The 17,572-nt window shown below is 63.3% G+C and carries 19 protein-coding genes; 8 read left to right on the forward strand and 11 right to left on the reverse strand.

The window, feature by feature from the left end; genetic code table 11:
* Window positions 1–50 precede the first annotated feature (50 nt).
* From ASB58_RS12650 to mreB, 4 genes are all read right to left on the reverse strand, one after another.
* On the reverse strand, window positions 51–632 hold the full coding sequence (locus tag ASB58_RS12650) for a Maf family protein (protein WP_096003224.1): 582 nt from the start codon (window positions 630–632) through the stop codon (window positions 51–53).
* Window positions 622–1,095, reverse strand: a complete 474-nt coding sequence (gene mreD / locus ASB58_RS12655) for a rod shape-determining protein MreD (RefSeq protein WP_096003225.1) — start codon at window positions 1,093–1,095, stop codon at window positions 622–624. Before mreD ends, ASB58_RS12650 begins: the two co-directional genes overlap by 11 nt.
* On the reverse strand, window positions 1,085–2,044 hold the full coding sequence (gene mreC / locus ASB58_RS12660) for a rod shape-determining protein MreC (RefSeq protein WP_181977932.1): 960 nt from the start codon (window positions 2,042–2,044) through the stop codon (window positions 1,085–1,087). Before mreC ends, mreD begins: the two co-directional genes overlap by 11 nt.
* Before the next feature lie 86 nt (window positions 2,045–2,130).
* Window positions 2,131–3,171, reverse strand: a complete 1,041-nt coding sequence (mreB, locus tag ASB58_RS12665) for a rod shape-determining protein MreB (protein ID WP_096003227.1) — start codon at window positions 3,169–3,171, stop codon at window positions 2,131–2,133.
* A 303-nt stretch (window positions 3,172–3,474) separates the two neighbouring features.
* Here mreB and gatC point away from each other — a divergent pair, with 303 nt between their 5' ends.
* From gatC to ASB58_RS12690, 5 genes are all read left to right on the forward strand, one after another.
* Window positions 3,475–3,762, forward strand: coding sequence for an Asp-tRNA(Asn)/Glu-tRNA(Gln) amidotransferase subunit GatC (gene gatC / locus ASB58_RS12670; protein WP_096003228.1), 288 nt, complete (start codon window positions 3,475–3,477; stop codon window positions 3,760–3,762).
* A gap of 29 nt (window positions 3,763–3,791) precedes the next feature.
* Entirely contained in the window at window positions 3,792–5,243 is a 1,452-nt protein-coding gene (gene gatA, locus ASB58_RS12675; RefSeq protein ID WP_118131098.1) for an Asp-tRNA(Asn)/Glu-tRNA(Gln) amidotransferase subunit GatA, read from the forward strand.
* 14 nt (window positions 5,244–5,257) lie between these two features.
* Window positions 5,258–6,706 carry an Asp-tRNA(Asn)/Glu-tRNA(Gln) amidotransferase subunit GatB gene (gene gatB, locus ASB58_RS12680; RefSeq protein ID WP_118131099.1) on the forward strand — a complete coding sequence of 483 codons (1,449 nt, stop codon included), beginning with the start codon at window positions 5,258–5,260 and terminating at the stop codon, window positions 6,704–6,706.
* A gap of 56 nt (window positions 6,707–6,762) precedes the next feature.
* Entirely contained in the window at window positions 6,763–7,155 is a 393-nt protein-coding gene (locus ASB58_RS12685; RefSeq protein ID WP_118131100.1) for a septal ring lytic transglycosylase RlpA family protein, read from the forward strand.
* Window positions 7,156–7,306: 151 nt separating this feature from the next.
* Window positions 7,307–9,355, forward strand: a complete 2,049-nt coding sequence (locus ASB58_RS12690; RefSeq protein WP_118131101.1) for a BCCT family transporter — start codon at window positions 7,307–7,309, stop codon at window positions 9,353–9,355.
* Window positions 9,356–9,422: 67 nt separating this feature from the next.
* Here ASB58_RS12690 and ASB58_RS12695 read toward each other — a convergent pair whose 3' ends face one another.
* Complete coding sequence (locus ASB58_RS12695; RefSeq protein WP_118131102.1) at window positions 9,423–10,007, reverse strand: YajG family lipoprotein; 585 nt, start codon at window positions 10,005–10,007, stop codon at window positions 9,423–9,425.
* A gap of 172 nt (window positions 10,008–10,179) precedes the next feature.
* Here ASB58_RS12695 and ASB58_RS12700 point away from each other — a divergent pair, with 172 nt between their 5' ends.
* The gene (locus ASB58_RS12700; protein ID WP_096003234.1) at window positions 10,180–10,395 is read left to right on the forward strand and encodes a hypothetical protein; all 216 of its coding nucleotides are present in this window, start codon (window positions 10,180–10,182) and stop codon (window positions 10,393–10,395) included.
* An 18-nt stretch (window positions 10,396–10,413) separates the two neighbouring features.
* Here ASB58_RS12700 and ASB58_RS12705 read toward each other — a convergent pair whose 3' ends face one another.
* Genes ASB58_RS12705 through ASB58_RS12715 form a run of 3 tightly spaced genes read right to left on the reverse strand, consistent with a single transcriptional unit; the run spans window position 10,414 to window position 11,810 of the window.
* Window positions 10,414–10,707, reverse strand: a complete 294-nt coding sequence (locus ASB58_RS12705) for a PA4642 family protein (RefSeq protein ID WP_096003235.1) — start codon at window positions 10,705–10,707, stop codon at window positions 10,414–10,416.
* A 59-nt stretch (window positions 10,708–10,766) separates the two neighbouring features.
* Window positions 10,767–11,249: a hypothetical protein gene (locus ASB58_RS12710; protein ID WP_065336044.1), complete on the reverse strand. Its 483-nt coding sequence runs from the start codon at window positions 11,247–11,249 to the stop codon at window positions 10,767–10,769.
* 3 nt (window positions 11,250–11,252) lie between these two features.
* Window positions 11,253–11,810, reverse strand: coding sequence for a hypoxanthine-guanine phosphoribosyltransferase (locus tag ASB58_RS12715; protein ID WP_096003236.1), 558 nt, complete (start codon window positions 11,808–11,810; stop codon window positions 11,253–11,255).
* Between the two features lie 170 nt (window positions 11,811–11,980).
* On the opposite strand from ASB58_RS12715, the gene upp reads away from it, so the two are divergent.
* Together upp and ASB58_RS12725 are read left to right on the forward strand one after the other, a co-directional pair.
* Window positions 11,981–12,622: a uracil phosphoribosyltransferase gene (gene upp, locus ASB58_RS12720; protein WP_083726135.1), complete on the forward strand. Its 642-nt coding sequence runs from the start codon at window positions 11,981–11,983 to the stop codon at window positions 12,620–12,622.
* Window positions 12,622–13,872 (forward strand): uracil-xanthine permease family protein, encoded by a 1,251-nt coding sequence (locus ASB58_RS12725; RefSeq protein ID WP_096003237.1) that lies wholly within the window; start codon window positions 12,622–12,624, stop codon window positions 13,870–13,872. Before upp ends, ASB58_RS12725 begins: the two co-directional genes overlap by 1 nt.
* Window positions 13,873–13,879: 7 nt before the next feature.
* On the opposite strand, the gene ASB58_RS12730 is transcribed toward ASB58_RS12725, so the two are convergent.
* The 3 genes from ASB58_RS12730 to ASB58_RS12740 are packed head-to-tail and all read right to left on the reverse strand — an operon-like array spanning window position 13,880 to window position 17,569.
* Entirely contained in the window at window positions 13,880–14,278 is a 399-nt protein-coding gene (locus ASB58_RS12730) for a type IV pilin protein (RefSeq protein ID WP_118131103.1), read from the reverse strand.
* On the reverse strand, window positions 14,275–17,130 hold the full coding sequence (locus ASB58_RS12735) for a PilC/PilY family type IV pilus protein (protein WP_118131104.1): 2,856 nt from the start codon (window positions 17,128–17,130) through the stop codon (window positions 14,275–14,277). Before ASB58_RS12735 ends, ASB58_RS12730 begins: the two co-directional genes overlap by 4 nt.
* On the reverse strand, window positions 17,111–17,569 hold the full coding sequence (locus ASB58_RS12740; RefSeq protein WP_118131105.1) for a pilus assembly PilX family protein: 459 nt from the start codon (window positions 17,567–17,569) through the stop codon (window positions 17,111–17,113). Before ASB58_RS12740 ends, ASB58_RS12735 begins: the two co-directional genes overlap by 20 nt.
* Window positions 17,570–17,572: the final 3 nt, after the last annotated feature.

Below are 17,572 nucleotides of genomic sequence, written 5' to 3' on the forward strand. Positions count from 1 at the left end.
TTCTTGTCTGTCACCACAATACCGGTGATTGGAGCCCCGGAACAGCCGCGTCAGGGCCGTTGCCAGCAGGAAATGCCAAAGCCCTCAAGCAAACTGGCGGTCTCGCGCAGCGGTAACCCGACCACGGCGCTGTAGCTGCCTTCGATACGCTCGACAAAGACCGCGCCCAGACCCTGAATACCATAAGCACCCGCCTTGTCCGCCGGCTCGCCGGTATCCCAGTAGTCCGCCAGCTCCTGCGCACTCAGGCGGCGGAAGCAGACCCGGGTATCGACCCGCTGCAGCGCGATACGTTCATCCCGGGCCACCGCGACTGCCGTCATCACCCAGTGCGCGTCAGCAGACAGGCGGCCCAGCATGTCCAGCGCATGCGCGCGGTCGCGCGGTTTGCCGAGAATCTGCCCGCCGTGCACCACCGCCGTGTCTGCCGCCAACACCACCCGACCGGGGCAGGCAGCAACGGCGGCCAGCGCCTTGTCACGGGTTACCCGCTCGACGTAGGCCTCAGGCGACTCGCCCGGTAACACCCGCTCATCAACCTCGCTGGGGCGCTGGGTGCAGGGCACACCGATCTGCGCCAGCAGCTCGCGTCGCCGGGGCGAGGCCGAGGCCAGCAACAGCTCAATTGACATGGAAACGCCGACGCACGCCGCGCAGCAACGAGAAGACCCAGGGCCAAAGCACCGCACTAACCACCGCCGGCAACAGGAACATCAGGGTCGGCGGCCGATTGCCGCTCAGACTGTTGAGCCAGAGCGCGACCATCTGGGCAATCCCAAAGACCGGCAGCATGACCAGGCTCTGCTGCCACAACGGGAAGCGGCGAATGCGCTGATACAGCAGCAACACCATCCAGACCACCAGTGTCATCACCAGCGCGTTTTGACCAAACAACTGGCCGAACAAGACGTCCGACAGCAGGCCCGCCAACCAGGCGGTCAGCAGGCCGACCCGGTGCGGCAGCGCCATGACCCAGCAGGAGAGCACCAGCGCCAGCCACATCGGGCGCGCCAGACTGACCGGCTCGGGCATCGGCATGACGCTGAGCAGCAGCGCCACCACAATACTCAGGATGATCGCCAGACTAGTCTGCATCGGCTGCCTCCCCGGCCGGCTGGCCCTCGCTGTCGGCGGCGGGCGCCTCTGCCGCCTCGTCACCAACCGCTGTCGCCCCACCGTCCTGCTCGCTAGCGCCCTCGGTGCCCAGCTCCAGCGCCGGCAACACATCGCCGTAACCGCTCTCGGGGCTAAACACCAGCAGCAGATAGCGGCTGCGATTGAGCTGCGCCGACGGCGTTACCCGCACCTCGGCAAAGGATTGCGCCGGATGCCGCGTCACCGTCTGCACCCGACCGACCGGATAACCAGCCGGAAAGCGCTGCCCAAGACCCGAGCTGACCACAATATCGCCCTCGCGTACGTCGGCGGTATCGCCCACATAGCGCAGCTCCAGCCACTCGTTACGACCCGTACCACTGGCAATGGCGCGCAGCCCGTTGCGATTGATCTGCACCGGCAGGCTGTGGGAAGCATCGGTTACCAGCAAAACCCGGGCACTGTGCGGCAGAACCTCGACGACCTGCCCCATCAGCCCGCTGGCATCCAGCACCGGCTGGCCAAGAAACACGCCGTCAGCTTCGCCCTTGTCGAGCAGAATGCGCTGGGTGAAGGGGTTGGGGTCGACACCGATCAGTTCGGCGACCAGTACGCGCTCATCCACCAGCGAGGACGAGTTGAGCAGTTCGCGCAGCCGCACGTTCTGTTCGGTCAGGGTGGCAAGTTTTTGCAGTTTGCGCTGGGTCAGCAGCGCTTCGGCGCGCAGCCGTTCATTGTCGGCAATCAGCGCGGCCCGGCTGGTGGTCAGTTCGCTGACCGTCTCCCAGGCCCGCACCGGCATTTCAGCAGCCGAGTACAACGGCGCCACCAGCAGCCCGAGCTGGGCGCGCAGGGGCTTGAGGGCCTCAAAACGGGCATCGACCACCATGAGCACGATGGACAGCACCGTGAGCACGATCAGGCGGACACCGAGTGACGGCCCCTTGATAAATAGCGGTTTGATGGCAGGCTCCTCGCAGCCACTGGCGTGTTGCCGTCAACGACCCGCCGCATAGCAACGGGCCGGCCGCCGACTCACTCGGTCGACAGCAGGTCCATGGTGTGCTGGTCCATCATTTCCAGCGCACGGCCACCGCCACGAGCAACGCAGGTCAGCGGCTCTTCGGCAACAATCACCGGCAGGCCGGTTTCCTGGGTCAGCAGTTTGTCCAGATCACGCAGCAGCGCGCCGCCGCCGGTCAGAATCAAACCACGCTCAGCGATGTCGGAAGCCAGTTCCGGCGGAGACTGCTCCAGCGCGCTCTTGACCGCCTGTACGATGGTCGCCAGCGACTCCTGCAGCGCTTCGAGCACCTCGTTGGAGTTGAGGGTAAAGCTGCGCGGCACGCCTTCGGCCAGGTTGCGGCCGCGGACGTCGACTTCCAGCATTTCGCCGCCCGGGAAGGCCACACCGATCTCCTGCTTGATACGCTCGGCGGTGGACTCGCCGATCAGGCTGCCGTAATTGCGACGCACGTAGGTGACAATGGCTTCGTCGAAGCGGTCACCACCAACCCGGACGGACTCGGCGTAGACCACGCCGTTCAGGGAAATCAGGGCGATCTCGGTGGTACCACCACCAATATCCACGACCATGGAACCGCGTGCTTCCTCCACCGGCAGGCCGGCACCGATGGCCGCAGCCATCGGTTCTTCGATCAGATATACCTCGCGGGCGCCAGCACCCAGGGCCGATTCGCGGATGGCCCGGCGCTCAACCTGGGTAGACTTGCACGGCACGCAGATCAGCACACGCGGGCTCGGTTGGATAAAGCTGTTCTCGTGCACTTTGTTGATGAAATACTGCAGCATCTTTTCGCAGACACTGAAGTCGGCGATAACGCCGTCTTTCATCGGGCGAATGGCCTGGATGTTGCCGGGCGTGCGTCCCAGCATGCGTTTGGCATCAGTACCAACGGCAACAACACTTTTCTGATTGCCGGCGGTGGTGCGAATGGCAACCACCGAGGGTTCGTCCAGCACAATGCCACGATCGCGGACGTAAATGAGGGTGTTGGCAGTGCCCAGGTCGATGGACAGATCACTGGAAAACATGCCACGAATTTTTTTGAACATGCGTTGACTAGACCCCGAGGACGCGTGGGTTAATGGTAAAAATATAAAGAAAGCACTGATAAACCACCTGCCCACTGCATCGCCGCACGGATGGATAGCGGCGAAAGGCCTTTAGGAAACAGGGCAAACAGGTAGCTAATCGGTACTTCCGGAAGTGTCGCAACTCTAACAATGGCGGGGTTTTTGGGCAAGGCGCGCTGTGGTAAATTCCCGCCTTTGCCCGCATTTCCCGTGGCGAACCACCCAACGGCGCCTGTCGCCAGCAGCCAACCGGAATTCTTCCGGCTACATGGAGCTTTACACATGTCCCTGGACCGCACCGATGTGGAAAAGATCGCGCATCTGGCCCGTATCGCCATCAGCGAGGATGAAATCCCCGCTACTACCGCCAAACTGTCCGGCATTCTGGACCTGATCGACAAGATGCAGGCGGTGGATACCAGCAACGTCACCCCGCTCGCCCACCCGCTGGAAACTATCCAGCGCCTGCGCGCCGACGAAGTGACTGAAAGCAACCAGCGCGACGCCTACCAGGCCATCGCACCGGCCACCGAAGAAGGCCTGTATCTGGTTCCCAAGGTCATCGAATAATCCTGCCGCGCCGACAAGAGACTACCCCCATGCACGAAAAAACGCTGGCCGAACTGTCCCAGGCCCTGCAGAGCAAGGCGCTGTCCAGCGTCGAGCTGACCCAGCATTACCTCAAGCGCATCGAGCAGCTTGATGGCAACCTCAACAGCTATATCACCGTGACCGCCGAATCGGCCCTTGAGCAGGCAGCCGCGGCGGACGCCCGCATCGCCGCCGGCAACACCAACGCGCTGACCGGCATACCGCTGGCACACAAGGACCTGTTCTGCACCCAGGGCCAACGCACCAGCTGCGGCTCGAAGATGCTCGACAACTTCATTTCGCCGTACGAATCGACCGTCACCCAGCGTTTCCTCGACGCCGGCGCGGTCAGCCTCGGCAAGACCAACCTCGACGAATTCGCCATGGGCTCGTCCACCGAGTCCAGCTTCTACGGCCCGACCCGCAACCCGTGGGATACCGACCGGGTACCCGGCGGCTCGTCAGGTGGCTCCGCTGCCGCTGTTGCCGGACGCCTGTGCGTGGCAGCCACCGGCACCGATACCGGCGGCTCGATCCGCCAGCCCGCCGGCTTCACCGCCCTGACCGGCCTGAAACCGACCTATGGTCGGGTGTCCCGCTGGGGCATGGTGGCCTACGCTTCCAGTCTGGATCAGGGCGGCCCGATGGCCCGCACCGCCGAAGACTGCGCGCTGATGCTGCAGGTCATGGCCGGGTTTGACGCCAAGGACTCCACCAGCGTCGACCAGCCGGTGCCGGACTACAGCGCCGGCCTGAACGACTCGCTCAAGGGCCTGCGCATCGGCCTGCCCAAGGAGTACTTCGCCGCCGGCCTGGACGCTGCGACCAGCGATGCCATCAGCGCCGCGGTCAAGCAGTTCCAGGCGCTCGGCGCCGAGGTCAAGGAAATCAGCCTGCCGAACGCCGAGCTGGCGATTCCGGCCTACTACGTCATCGCTCCGGCCGAAGCCTCATCCAACCTGTCGCGCTTTGACGGCGTGCGCTTTGGCTACCGCTGCGAGAACCCGGCCGACCTGACCGACCTGTACAAGCGCTCACGCGCCGAAGGCTTTGGCGCCGAGGTCAAGCGCCGCATCATGGTTGGCGCCTACGCGCTGTCCGCCGGTTACTACGACGCCTACTACCTGCAGGCGCAGAAGATTCGCCGCCTGATCAAGAACGACTTCATGGCCGCCTATGAGCAGGTCGACGTGATCCTCTGCCCGACCTCGCCAACCCCGGCGTTCAAGATCGGCGAGAAGATCGACGATCCGGTCAGCCTGTACCTGACCGACATCTACACCATTACCGCCAACCTGGCCGGGGTTCCGGGCGTCGCCCTGCCCGCCGGGTTTGCCAACGGTCTGCCGCTGGGCATGCAACTGCTGGGGCCCTACTTCAGCGAAGCCCGTCTGCTCAACATTGCGCACCAGTACCAGCAGGTTACCGACTGGCACCAGCGCGCTCCGGCCGGCTACTGAGAGGATTGACAGCAATGCAATGGGAAATCGTCATCGGGCTGGAAATCCACGCCCAGCTCACCACCGCGTCGAAGATCTTCTCCGGCAGCGCCACCACCTTCGGCGCCGAACCCAACACCCAGGCCAGCCTGGTTGACCTGGGCATGCCGGGCACCCTGCCGGTGCTCAACGCCCAGGCCGTGCGCAACGCGGTCAAGTTCGGTCTGGCGATCGACGCCGAGATCGGCATGACCAACGTGTTCGCGCGCAAGAACTACTTCTACCCGGACCTGCCCAAGGGCTACCAGACCAGCCAGATGGATCATCCGATCGTCGGCAAGGGCTATCTGGACATCACCCTGGAAGACGGCACGGTCAAGCGCGTCGGCGTCACCCGCGCGCACCTGGAAGAAGATGCCGGCAAGAGCCTGCACGAAGACTTCCACGGCATGAGCGGCATTGACCTCAACCGCGCCGGCACCCCGCTGCTGGAAATCGTCTCCGAGCCAGACATGCGCAGCGCCAAGGAAGCGGTCGCCTACGCCAAGACCATCCACTCGCTGGTGCGTTATCTGGGCATCTGTGACGGCAACATGGCCGAAGGCTCGCTGCGCTGCGACTGCAACGTCTCGGTGCGCCCCAAGGGTCAGGCCGAGTTCGGCACCCGCTGCGAGATCAAGAACGTCAACTCGTTCCGCTTTATCGAGAAGGCGATCAACACCGAAGTCCAGCGCCAGATCGAGCTGATCGAAGACGGCGGCAAGGTGATCCAGGAAACCCGCCTGTACGATCCGAACAAGGACGAAACCCGTTCCATGCGCAGCAAGGAAGAAGCCAACGATTACCGTTACTTCCCCTGCCCGGACCTTCTGCCGGTCGTGCTGGAGCCGAGCTTTATCGAGGAAGTCCGTGGCGAACTGCCGGAACTGCCGCAGCAGAAGCGCGAGCGTTTCGAAAGCCAGTTCGGCCTGTCGACCTACGACGCCAGCGTCTTGAGCGCCAGCCGTGAACTGGCCGACTACTTCGAGCAGGTTCAGCAGACCTGCGGCGACGCCAAGCTGGCCGCCAACTGGGTGATGGGCGAGCTGTCCAGCCTGCTCAACAAGGAAGGTCTGGAGATCGACCAGTCACCGGTCAGCGCCGATCAACTGGGCGGCATGATCCTGCGCATCAAGGACAACACCATCAGCGGCAAGATCGCCAAGATGGTGTTCGAGGCACTGGCCGCCGGTGAAGGCGACTCTGCCGATGCCATCATCGAAGCCAAAGGGCTCAAGCAGGTCACCGACAGCGGCGCGATCGAAGCCATGCTGGACGAAGTGCTGGCCGCCAATGCGGCGCAGGTCGAGCAGTACCGCGCCAGCGACGAAGCCAAGCGCGGCAAGATGTTCGGCTTCTTCGTCGGCCAGGCCATGAAGGCATCCAAAGGCAAAGCCAATCCACAGCAGGTCAACGAACTGCTGCGCAAGAAGCTGGAAGGCTGAACCGGCGAGCGGTGGTGCGGTCTCAGACCGCGCCACCGTCATCCGGGATTCTCCCCATGCTTCGCGCCCTGCTGATCGTCCTTGCTACCCTCTTGGCCAGCCGCGCCATGGCCGACGATCTTTCGCTGGGTGACCCTGGCTGGACCCAGACCGGCAAAGCCTCCTACTACTCCTCTCGTCTGCACGGCCGACGCACCGCCAGCGGCGAGCCTTACGACGAAACCGACCTCACCGCAGCACATCCGCAGCTGCCCTTTGGCACCCTTGTTGAGGTGACCAATCTGTACAACAACCGCTCGGTTGTCCTGCGTATCAACGATCGCGGCCCCTTTGTCGGCCATCGTATCCTCGACGTCTCGCAGAGCGCCGCCGAGCTGCTCGGCATGATCCGCGCCGGCAGCGCACGGGTGCGCATCGAGGTGCTGGACCCGGACCGGCAAAACGAATAAGCGGAACCTTTGGCCCTGGCGGCTATCCTCTATCAGGTAACGAGCAAAAACACTGACCAACATCGGCGCCCCGAGGCCCGCATGTCGGCTGGCGGCTGCTCGCCCAAAAAACCGGTCAACCGACCGGTACACGCAGGACAAGGAGATCTGCATGACTGACGCCAAGCGTGGCTGGCAATCAACCGTACTGGTTCCCGTGTTTGCCCCTGCCGTGATTGTGACTCTGCTGCTGGTTATCGGCACCATCAGCAACCCCGAACTGGCCGGCTCGCTGTTTTCCAGCACCCTGGCCTACATCACCGAGACCTTTGGCTGGTTCTACATGCTGGCGGTCGCCAGCTTTCTGCTGTTTGTGGTACTGGTCGCCTGCAGCAGCTGGGGCAATATTCGCCTCGGGCCAGATCACGCCGAGCCGCAGTACAGCTTCCCGGCCTGGTTCGCCATGTTGTTTTCCGCCGGCTACGGCATCGCCCTGCTGTTCTTTGGCGTCGCCGAACCGGTCACCCACTTTGCCAGCCCGCCGGCGGGGGCCCCGGAGACGCTGGATGCCGCCAAGCAGGCGATGCAGATCGCCTTTTTCCATTGGGGCTTTCATATCTGGGCGATCTACGGGCTGGTCGGCCTGGTACTGGCCTACTTTGCCTTTCGGCATGGCCTCCCGCTGTCGATGCGTTCAGCGCTCTATCCGCTGATTGGTGAACGCATTCACGGCCCCATCGGGCACACCGTGGATGTGGTCGCCATTCTAGGCACCCTGTTCGGTATCGCTACCACCCTTGGCCTCTCGGTGGCGCAGATCAACGCCGGGCTGAACTACCTCTGGCCCAGCATTCCGGTGACCAGCAACGTCCAGGTTATCGCCATTGCGGTGGTCACCGGCCTGGCCTTGTTTTCGGTCGTCGCCGGCCTCGACAAGGGCGTCAAGAACCTCTCCATCGTCAACATGGTGCTGGCGGTGTCGCTGATGCTGTTTGTGTTTCTGGTCGGCCCCTCGATCTTTATTCTCGAAGCCTTTTTGCAGAATACCGGCAGCTACCTGAACAACATTGTCGAGCGCACCTTCAACCTGCAGGCCTACACCCACAGTGACTGGATCGGCAACTGGACCCTGTTCATCTTCGGCTGGACCATCGCCTGGGCGCCCTTTGTCGGACTATTTATCGCCAAGATCAGCCGGGGCCGCACCATTCGCCAGTTCGTTTTTGGCGTCATGCTGGTACCCACCATGTTCACCTTCCTGTGGTTTTCGGTGTTTGGCGACACTGCCCTGCACCTGATCATGAACGAGGGTTATAGCGCGCTGATCAGCGAGGTTCAGGCAGACAAGGCGATCGCCCTGTTCAAGCTGTTCGAGCACCTGCCGCTGACCTCGATCGTGTCGTTCATCACGGTAGTGCTGATCGTCACCTTCTTCGTGACCTCGTCCGACTCCGGGTCGCTGGTCATCGATTCACTGGCCTCCGGCGGGGTCATGCAGACCCCGGTCTGGCAGCGCGCCTTCTGGGCCATTCTGGAAGGTGTGGTTGCGGCGGTGTTGCTGCTGGCCGGTGGCCTGAGCGCCCTGCAAACCATGACCATCGTTACAGCCCTGCCGTTTGCCATCATCATGATCATTGCCATGCTCGGTATGTGGCGGGCGCTGGTGATCGAAGGGCACCGCGATGTCAGCCTGCTGCACCAGATGCAGGTCAGCCGCTACAGCGACAACAGCCTGACGACCAACTGGAAGAAACGCCTGGCCGGTATCGTCAACTTTCCTGACCGGGCAGCGGTGGAAGGCTTTATCAACAAGACCGCCATGCCCGCCATGCAGCGCCTAAGCGATGCGCTGGTTGACCAGGGCTGGCCAACCAAGGCAGAGCGCGACCCGGAAAATGGTCGGGTGTATCTGGAGATACACAAGCCGGATCAGCTCGACTTCATCTACGAGGTGCGCCTGCGCGAGTACCTGCGCCCGGATTTTGCCTACCCGGAAATGCGCCGCACCGACAACAACGAGCAGCAGCATTACTACCGCGCCGAGGTATTCCTGCGCCGCGGTGGCCAGACCTACGACGTCTATGGCTACGATGAGCAGGAAATCATTGGCGACATTCTCGACCACTTCGAGAAGTATCTGCACTTCCTGCACATCTCGCCGGGTGTACTGCCCTGGAACATGGCCGAGCACGACGAAATGCTACAATCACCCCCTGCCTGAACTGTTGACGCCAGGCACAAAAAAACCGACGCCTCAAGGACGTCGGTTTTTTTATACCCGCAGCCCTTTACTGCTGCAGGATCTGAATAATCGCCGGGTCCTGAAACACGCGGGTCAGCGCATCACTCATGACATCGGTCACCAGCTGCGTGTTGGTCTGCTCGTTCGGGGCATAACCAAAACGCTGCTGCAGCGAGGAGCTGTAACGCCCCTGGTAGTTCTTGTTCATGTTGCGCGCCTCCGCCACGAAGGTTGCGCTGATATCGGCCTGGGTCACGTATACCGAACTCTTCGGCGACTGGTAGCTCAGGTCAGACAGGTTCAAGGTCAGACTGTTGGCATTCGGCGTGCCCTGCGGCACGACATTAAAGCCCAACTGGCGCAGCGCGTTCTCTACCTGCTGACGTACCGCCGGCAGGGTGCTGTCACTGACGGTGATATTGCTGGAGTCAGGGTAGATGCCGCCACGGGTGCCCAGAATCTTGCTCTGGCGCGTGTCCTGCACCTGTACGCTCACCGGCTGCTGCTGGGCGACCGGATTGAGCGGCTTGTTGATCTGCGGTTGTACTGTCAGTTGCTGCGGGCTATGTGCGCAACCCACCAGGGCCGCCGTCAGCGCTGCCAGCAACAGCATGCCTGAACGCTTGAGCATAAGTAGCTTACTCCTGCCATCTATCGGAAAGTCGGTTTGTCACCGGTTGCTGCCGGTTTGGACAGGCGCAGCATACTCCGGTTCCGAGGCCGCCGACAGGGGGATGCGCTGTCATCATCCTGCAATGCAGATAGGCCAAGCTGGCGCCCTGAATAACGACGGAGTCCGCCCCATGCTTAACGCACTGTTCAAGCGCCGCCGCTGCTATGCACAACTCAGCCCGCAGGGGCTGTGTCTTGCCCTGTGGGAGCTGAAGGAAGCTCCGCGCACCGGGCATTGGGTCGAGGTCAACGAGCTGGAGGCCCGTTGGATCGGCAAAGCACTGCCGAGCAGTGCTCGCGTGGCGCAGCCATCACGGCGCAACCACTGGCGCCTGCTGCCGGCCTGAGCCGGCGGCAAGGCACTGTCAACGCGCGCCGGCCGCTTCCAGCACGGCAACGTAGTCTTCGCCCTGCGCGTGTTCGCGCACGGTCTCGGCGAAGGTGCGCCCCTCACCGTTCACGGCGTTCAGGTCAAAGCCTTCGGCCTTGAACATCACCAGAAAACGCTCGAAATCCTCGACGCGCAGCCCACGGTAGGCGCGGACCAGCAGGTGATAGTCGGCGGATTCTTCACTGCTATAAGGACGCGCGTTGAGAAACACCGCGACCTGCTCATCGGTCATCGGCTCGCCGATCACCTTTTCTTTGTCTTTACGCATGTTGCTTCCTCACTGGCTCAGGGTCGGCATTGTAACCATCCGCCGACGCGGCCACCAGTTCAGCGACCACCGGACTGCGGCGCCGAATGCACATCGGCCCAGATCAGGCCATTGCCGTAAAAGCGTCCCTGGACATAATCGGCGCCGGGCGCATCAAGCTGCTGCCGGATAATCGGCAGAAAGCTCAGCGGATAGGTGATCACCAATGTATGGGCGCCATCCTCCAGCCGCGCCGCACGACGACCACCTTCGCCCTCGACAAAGTGCAGTCGCGCACGCTCAACCGGGCTGCCCGGCAGCAGCGAGCGCCCTTCCAGCAGCAGCCAGATGCCGGCTTCCGCCTGGTTGGGACGCCCGCCGGGGCGCAGCTCGCTGCCAACGGTCAGACTGTAGCGCTGCACTTCAAACAGCACCTGCTCGGGCTTGTCCTGCCGTTGCCCGAAGGGATCAGCCGGCAGGTATTCGTCGTGCGGCAGGCTGACCTGTGCCGCCAGCAGCGGCGCCAACAGGCTCAAGCCCGCCCCCAGCAACCAGGCGCGCATCGTCTAGTGGCCCTTGAGGGCAAAGATACCGGCGGCGTTGCGCCAGTAGCCCTTGTAATCGAGCCCGTAACCGAAGATGTAGCGATCCTCGACATCCAGACCGGTAAAGTCGGCACGCATGCCGGGATAGGCCTTGCGGTCATGCTGCTTGTCCAGCAGGACCGCGGTGTAGACGTGCTCGGCGCCGGCATCACGGCAATACTCGACGATCGCGGCCAGGGTGTGCCCCTCATCCAGGATGTCGTCGATGATCAGCACGCTGCGGCCCGCCAGCGAATGCTCGGCGCGCGCCTTCCAGAACAGCTCGCCACCGGACAGCTTGTTGCGATAGCGCGTGGCGTGCAGATAGCCCACTTCCATCGGGAAAGGCAGTTTGGGCAGCAACTTGCCACTGATGATCAGGCCGCCGTTCATCACGCTGTAGACAATCGGGTTGCTGTCACTCAGCCGCGTGTTGATGTCATCGGCCATGCGCTGCAGCGCTGCCTCGACGTCTGCCTCGGTAAAGAGACAATCCGCCTCCGCCATCACTTCTTTAATATGCTGCAGCTCTACCGCCATGACTGACCTCCGCTGGTGCCGGAAAAAAGGGGCGAAAAATACCCATGTCGCCGCGAAAGCACAAGTATAGGTAAGTTCTGCCCAGTTCCACACATGCTCTGACAGCATGTTGACCCGGCTCAGGCTGTGCCATAATTGCCGCGCCCTTCTTGCAACAGAGTAACTTTCCGATGAACGTCAAAGAAATCCGCCACCCCCTGATCCGACACAAGCTGGGGCTGATGCGCCGCAACGACATCAGCACCAAGAACTTTCGCGAACTGGCCCAGGAAGTTGCCGCCCTGCTGACCTACGAGGCGACGCAGGACATGGCGGTGGAAGCCCATACCATCAAAGGCTGGTGCGGCGACGTGCAAGTCGAGAAACTCAGCGGCAAGAAAGTTACCGTGGTGCCCATCCTGCGTGCGGGTCTGGGCATGCTTGATGGCGTCCTCAGTCTGGTACCGAGTGCCAAGGTCAGCGTCATTGGTCTGGCCCGCAACGAGGAAACCCTGGAAGCGGACACCTATCTGGAAAAGCTGGTCGGCGAACTGAACCAGCGTATGGCCCTGATCATCGACCCGATGCTCGCCACCGGCGGCTCCATGGTCGCCACCATCGACATGCTGAAAAAAGCGGGTGCCCGCGAGATTCGCGCGCTGGTGCTGGTGGCCGCGCCCGAGGGCATCAAACGCGTCAACGATGCCCACCCCGACGTGCAGATCTACACCGCCTCGGTTGACCAGCGCCTGAACGAACAGGGCTACATCATCCCGGGCCTGGGCGACGCCGGTGACAAGATCTTCGGCACCAAGCAGAAGGATATTGTCTGATGGAAGGCGTCCAGACCCACGGCTGGCGCACCGCGCTGGCCGGCTCACAGATGCTGTTTGTGGCCTTTGGCGCACTGGTGCTGATGCCGCTGATTACCGGCATGAACCCGAGCGTGGCGTTGTTCACCGCCGGTATTGGCACCCTGTTGTTCCAGTTCACTACCCGCCGTCAGATCCCGATCTTTCTGGCCTCAAGTTTCGCTTTTATCGCACCGATCATGTACAGCAACCAGACCTGGGGCCTGCCGGCCACGCTGGGCGGCCTGGTTGCCGCCGGGGTCATGTATATCCTGCTCAGCCTGATCATCCGCTGGCGTGGGCCGGGCTTTATCCAGCGCCTGCTGCCGCCGGTAGTGGTCGGCCCGGTGATCATGGTCATTGGCCTGGGTCTGGCCTCCACCGCCGTCAACATGGCGATGGGCAAGTCCGGCGACGGCAGCCAGCAACTGGTGGACTACAACACCGCGATTCTGATTGCTGCAGCGTCGCTGACCACCACTATTGTGGTCGCGGTCTTTGCCAAGGGGCTGTTCCGTCTGGTGCCGATTCTGGCCGGCGTCCTGGTGGGTTATGTGCTGTCCTGGCTGCTGGGTGTGGTCGACTTCAGCCAGGTGGCTGAATCCCCCTGGCTGGCAGTGCCGGCCTTTGTTGCGCCGGAGTTCCAGCTGGCAGCGATTCTGTTCATGATTCCGGTCGCCATTGCGCCGGCCATCGAACACATTGGCGACGTGCTGGCCATTGGGGGCGTCACCGGCAAGAACTACCTGGAAAAGCCCGGCCTGCAGAACACCCTGCTGGGTGACGGCATCGCCACCTCGGCGGCAGCCTTCCTGGGCGGCCCGCCCAACACCACTTACTCGGAAGTCACCGGCGCCGTCATGCTGACGCGCAACTTCAACCCCAATGTGATGATCTGGGCGGCCGTGTTTGCCATCGGCCTGGCCTTTGTCGACAAGTTCGGTGCAGTGCTGCTGGGTATGCCGGTACCGGTCATGGGTGGCATTCTTTGCCTGCTGTTCGGTTCAATCGCCGTGGTGGGTCTGAATACCCTGGTACGCAATCAGGTAGATCTGGCGCAGGCGCGCAATCTCTGCATCGTCTCGGTGACCCTGGTATTTGGCATCGGCGGCATGGTGATCGGCAATGACAGCTTCAGCCTGCAGGGCATCAGCCTGTGTGGCGTGGTCGCCATTGTCCTCAACCTGATCCTGCCCAAAGGCGAAGACGAGAACGTCTTGCCCCATCAGTAATGTCGGCTCAGCGCCGCCAGCAGCGCGCGTCTGCTGGCGTGCGCTGTCCAAGCTGGTTAAGCGTCAGTTCAGCACACACATCGCCGTCCATCAGTCCACCGCTCACCGCCTGGGCACGCAGTACAAAGCGCTCCCGATCTCGCTCCGCGCTCACCCGATAGACCGCCGTGCCCTGCGCCGGACTCTGCAGCCACAACCCCTCGACCGTGCCCTCGTCATAGCGGCCAGTGCTGGCATAGTGGTGCTCCAGACGCTGGGCATTATCCAGTACCAAGCCACTGACCTCAGCCCGTTGCCCCTTGCGTACATGCTCCTGATAGCCGGGATAGGCAATGGCCGCCAGCAGGCCAACGATCGCGACCACCATCATCAGCTCCAGCAGGGTAAAGCCGCACGCGCGCTTCATCGCAATTGCCGCCAGTGAATCCGCGCAAATACGCAGCGCCCACCACCAGCCAGCAGCGCGCTGCCTTCACTGCCCTGCAGCAGGTAGTGCTCGCTCTCGCAGCCGGGAAGCGTCACTTCCGGGTCTGCCTCCGCGCGCAATACCTGCGGCAGACTGGGCAGGCCGATATCCAGCTCAATACCGATCACGCCGATATCTGCGTCGGTCACCTGCAGATCGGCATTGCCGTCCAGGCTGGCGAAGGGCGGCGCCAGGCCGGTATCCAACGCCAGCGATATCAGCCAGCCACTGCTCTGATGGCGACACAGATCTGCGGCACTGCGGCGCGGAATCAGCGTGCTGAACAGGACCCGGCTACCCACGACCGTAGCCGCCTCGACCACCCGTTCGGCGCTGACCGAATGCACCGGCAGCGGCACATACCAGCCCGCCTGCTGCTGCCAGTCCAGCGCGGCGCCCTGCACCTGCCGGGTGCTGGCGGTATCACCTGGTTGCAGCTGACGCTGCGTCAGATCCGCCACGCTCAAGGTGCGCACCGAGGGCGCCAACCGCAGCGCATAGAATGCCTGTTGCTCTCGACTTTGCGCATCGCCATCGGCCAGCAGGCGACCACTGCCAAACAGCAGCAGTGGCGCCTTGGCTTGCGCGCCGAGATGCAGCACCGGAGCGGCCGTCAGCGGTTGCCCGGGCGGCGCCACAAACAACGGACTGCTGCGGTTGATCACCTGCCAGTGCTGCGGGTCGTCTGCGCTCAGATCAAAGCCCCACAGCTGTCCATGCAGATCACCCGCATAGGCTGCCACGACGTTTGCGCCGGCGTCACGCTGCAGGGTCAATGCCGACAATCCGTTGCTCTCAGATGTGCCCGCCCTGGACGGCAGGTCCAGTTGTCTGAGCAGTTCGCCGCTTTCCGCATCCAGCACAAGCAAACTGGCTACGCCCGTAGCACTGCCGTAGCCGTTGCCCGTAATCAGCAGCGCCCGCCCGGCCTTGTTAAACACCTGCGGGGCGGCGTACAGGTGGCCGAGCGCCTGCCAACCCGGCTGCCCTGCATCTACCTCCCACAACGCTCCCAAGGCATTGGCGGCGTCGCGCTGGTCATATAGCCGCACGGCAAACAGCCCCTTGCCGCCGGCGCCCAGGCCCGCCGCTGCCAAGGTACTCCAACCAGCTGACAGGCGAGCATCAGCCAGCGCTATCTGGCCATCAACTCCGGAGTAATGCCCGTAACCTGCGCCGTAGGCCGGAGCTGCCCAGTGCTGCAGATTGCCCTGCAAGGCAGCAGGCAGATAGGCGTACCGATGCAGGCCGCCCGCCTCGAATACGTGCAGCAAACCGTCATTGGCGCCCACCAGCAAGAGGTCACCCATGGCGCTGCGCTGCTGCAGATAGGTCTGGTAGGCCGCCTCCTGGCTGGTCTGCAAGGGCGCCCCGGCCATCAAAAGCCGAGGCGCGCTGCGCACGCTATCCCCCAACAGGCGGGCGCGTTCGCGCAGCCCCGGTACCGGCACACCGCGGGCCCAGTCGAGCAACTGTTGCCCGGCATTGGCACCATGCAAGCCGAGCCCGGCGGCCATCGCCTGCAGCTGCTGTTGCTGGACGGCCGCCAGGGCGCCAAATCCGGCGCCGCGCAGGGTCACCGGACCTGCTGGCTGCAAGGCATCGGCGTGGCGCCAGCTCTGGTATCGGCCGCGCAGCCCGCCGGGTACAAACTGGCTGTCGCTACGCCAGATCACGCCCTGCTCTGCTCCGCGGCTGTCCAGCGCCAGCAGCTCCAGCTCGCCGCTCCAGTCTCGGGCATGATAGTGCAAGCGGACACGCAAGCGGCCAGCGCTCAACGTCTGGCCATCAAGGGTTGCTGCCGATACGTAACCGCTGTGCGCTCCCACCTCCCCCACAAGCTGGCTCAGCGCAGCGGACAACCCGCTGGCGTCGGCGACGCTCAGGTAGCGCCCACCTCCGGCTTGCGCAGCGGCACGCAAACGCGGGTCATCAACGGCAAACCCGAGGGTGTAGCTACGCAGGTTTTGCGGTGGATAGGCCGGATCGTCCCAACTTTGGCCCGCTGCGTCGGCGCCGCCCTGGCGCAGATCGAGCGCGCGGGCGAAGGCCGCCATATCGTCCAGATAAAAGGTACTGCCCGGGTCCTGCAGGCTGGCGCCGGTCGCATCATCAGCGGTGTCGCCATCCCAGTCTGGCAGGTGCCAGTTGCCCGGCAGGTGGGGGTTCTGGCCAGCCGGCTCCTGCTGGGCCGAGACCGGAAAGGTGCTGTCATGGGTTGGCAGCCCGTCAGTCAGCACAACCGCAGCGCTGGCCTGACAACGCCACTGCAGCGGGCTCTGGTAGCGCGGTATGGCGGGGTCGTAGAAGGAAGTCATGCCGCGCAGGTAGCGGCTGATCTCATAGTGGGTTTCCGCTAGCGGTGTCCAGGTATACAGGTCCGGATTACTGCCCGCTGCGGGGTTCAGGCTGGTAATGGCCTGCTCCAGCCGCTGCAGATGCTGCCGCCCGGCGGGGTCATCGCCAATCCCGTCGACGGGCACCAGCAAGCGCCCGCCGGCCGTGTCACGCTGCGCGCCCGTCCCCGACGCCGGGTTAAAAGCAAACAGGCCAAATCGCAGGTCGCGATGCTGGCGCAGCAGCTGGCTGGCAGCCTCCTGCATCACCGCCAGACGGGTACGCCCGCCTGTACTGTTCAGCACCATGCTCGAGGAGTTATCCAGCAGCAGGACCACATTGGCCGGTGCAGCGCTACGCGTGCTCACCGGACCGCTGATCGGCTGAAACGCCAGTGCAGCAGTCGGCACTGCACTCAGCAGCAAGGTTGCCAGCTTACTGATAGGCCAATGCATACATAGCCTCCAATTCGGTGCGACGACGCCCGGTTTCTGTGCGCACCACAAGCCGGTAAACCTGTGACTGCCCACTGTGCTGCAACTGTGCAGGTATCGCACTGGTGCCCAGCCAGTCGACTCTGTAAACAACCGCCACACCGGCTGCGGCAGAGGCAAGGCTTTGCCAACCGGCGTCCGCCAGGTTGCAATCAGCACCGCTGCAGGCCTGCCCGGGCAGGGCCACCTGCTGTGCCCGGATCTGTGCCTCCAGAGTACGCAGTGCACTTTCGGCAGCTTGAAAGCCGAGTTGGCGCTGCACCAGATTGGCAACCTGACGTTGCTGATGGGTGGCGCCGCGCACAGCAGCGTGTGCCCCCACCACCATCAGCAGCAGAAATACCAGGCTGATCAGCAAGGCGGCCCCTTGCTGCCGCCGGAACGAACGCCTCCTGCTCATATC

The sequence above is a fragment of the Pseudomonas abyssi genome (assembly GCF_003444685.1).
GTDB classification, from domain to species: domain Bacteria; phylum Pseudomonadota; class Gammaproteobacteria; order Pseudomonadales; family Pseudomonadaceae; genus Halopseudomonas; species Halopseudomonas abyssi.